Origin of the sequence: Hymenobacter sp. H14-R3, assembly GCF_030063445.1 — a bacterium.
Lineage (GTDB): Bacteria > Bacteroidota > Bacteroidia > Cytophagales > Hymenobacteraceae > Hymenobacter.
The window spans coordinates 1-2184 of sequence record NZ_JASITD010000060.1; the positions used below are offsets into that span (position 1 = coordinate 1).

1 protein-coding gene is annotated in these 2184 nt (G+C 60.1%); it reads right to left on the reverse strand.

The features are described 5' to 3' along the window. Positions 1-245 precede the first annotated feature (245 nt). The gene (locus QMK33_RS23195) at positions 246-1436 is read right to left on the reverse strand and encodes a DEAD/DEAH box helicase (protein WP_283567009.1); all 1191 of its coding nucleotides are present in this window, start codon (positions 1434-1436) and stop codon (positions 246-248) included. Positions 1437-2184: the final 748 nt, after the last annotated feature.

Below are 2184 nucleotides of genomic sequence, written 5' to 3' on the forward strand. Positions count from 1 at the left end.
GTTGATAAGCAAAGAGGGCACCCCCCCAACTCAGATATACACCTTGCCAACTTTCATCGTTAGGGTCTTACCTGATAATGCATTATTCAGCATGTAGACGAAGCAGTGACCTTAACGCTCGTTTTCGCTAGCCTCTTTCGATGACTATTATCCCACGCTACGCCTACGACACATTTTTGCCTTCGCCAACATTCAAGTTGCATAACTCACGAGTCGGAGGGTTTCCCTATAAACTGCTGCTACGCTTATGGGGCAACTAGCAGGTCGTAGCCGGTGGCATCGACATAGCTGATTTTGGCGGGGTCGAAGGACTCCAGAGCTTGGGTGACCCACTGCTCATCGACCGTGTCCTGGTACAGGAGCAGGTGCACCGTGGCCGTCTGATCGGGGTTGAGGCGCAGCAGCCGGCCGATGCGCTGAGCCGCCTTGCGCTCGTTGCCGAAGGCGTGCCAGATAATACCCACCCGCAGATTGGGGATGCTGATGCCCTCCGAAAGCTGGGCAACGCAGGCCAGCCGCTGAATCTCGCCCGCGTTGAATAGATCTCGGTTCTTCTGACTGTGCTTGTTCTTGGAGTGGTAGGTGTGGGTGGCTTGCTCTTCGGCCTGCTGCTGATTGCAGGTGAAGAGCAAGACCTTCTCCGTTTGCTGACTGGCCAGCCAGCGCATGTAGTGACCCTTGCCGGGATAATTCATCAGGACCTGCATGCGCAGGATGCGCAGCGTCTCGACCGGGAGCTGGTCCTGGGCAGCGTTAGCCAGGCGCTTGCTCCAGTAGACGTAGTTCTCGCGCTCACTGGTCGTGAACTGGCTGCCAGCCTTAGTGGTGAGCACGTAGTCCCGCTCGGTGCGCAACGGCAGGCGGTGCACGACCAGGCGGTAGTCGTTGAGCAGGCCCGCCAGCACGGCCTCGTCGGTGGTGTAGTCCACCACGATGGGGCAGTAGGTAGCCACCAGCCGGCCCTTCTCTGAATTAGCCTGCGCGGGCGGCGTACCCGTCAGGCCTAGAATGCTGCGCTTCCGGGCCGCGTGGGCTTTGAGGCCTGGCTCGTGCGAGTCCTTCAGGGCGTGGCACTCGTCCAAGTAGAGCTTCTGGTAGGTGTCGGCCGCCAGAGCTTTGCCCAGCGAGCGGTACGTGGTGAACGTGATGTGGTCGAGCAGGTGGGCTAGGCCGAACTTATGCGCTTCCTGGGGCCAGGCGTCCAGAATGGCCTGGGTGGGGGCCGCCACTAGAAAGGGCTTGCCGGCCCCTGGGTCGGGGAGGAAGCCGGCGGCCAGCAGCCGGGCCATGTCGCGCAGGCCGAGGAGCGTTTTACCCAGGCCCATAGTGAGGGCGATGCCGGCCAGGCGCCGGCCCTGGATGGTGGTCAGCACTTGGTCTTGCAAGGCTTGCTTGCGCGCCGCTGCGCTACGCGTAGATTCTGAAGAAGGAGACATGCGAAAAAATAGAAAAGGGCCGGGTGGGATGGCCGCAACTGCGGTGCGGCACGAAACAGGACCAGGCCAGCCAGCCGGCTGTCGGGTAAAGCAGGAGCGGGTAAGAGCCAACGCGGGGCGCAGCAGGCGCTCAGCCACCAACTGGTGGCTGCCGCCAATGCCCAAACGCAAGTTGGTAGGTCAATCGGTAAGGAAAAAGGCCACGGGGAGCAGGCCGGAAAAGGAGTCGGTAAGGAGCAGAAAGGAGCAGGAGCCCTCAAAAGGTAGGCGGCAAGCAGCAGGAGGCGAGAGGCAGCAGCTGGGTGGGGAGGCCTGAAAAAAAGTAGGCGGTAAGTGGTGGAAGCGGATGGGGGAAAAGTTGAAAGGGAGAGGTGGCGAGTAAAATAGGCAGGGGAAAAAGCAGGCCGGTGGGGTAGCGCCTAATGAAGACGCAGGGAGGATTGATAGGCCGCAGGGGGCCGCAGTAGCGTAGTAGTGCGCAAGAGGAGCTGATTGCTTCTGCTATAGCCGGCGGTGGTAGGGTAGGGTAAGTAAAAAAAGCAGGGGAGTCCAAGTAAGAAAGGGCTGGAGGCTAATGGAAAAACGATGACGCGACAGGGAAGGCGGACGGGCAATAAAGAACAAAGCCTGGGGAGAGGAAAAGGCGGGGGAGTACGCAAAAAAGGCTGGGCCGGGGAGGCAGAATAGCAAGTGACCAATAGGAAACAGCGCAGACTGGACCTGGGAGTAGCGTAGGAGAAAAAGGGCG

What these genes read in the sequence shown, in the direction of transcription:
- QMK33_RS23195 (WP_283567009.1), bottom strand. Translation starts at nt 1,436, where the DNA reads ATGTCTCCTTCTTCAGAATCTACGCGTAGCGCAGCGGCGCGCAAGCAA.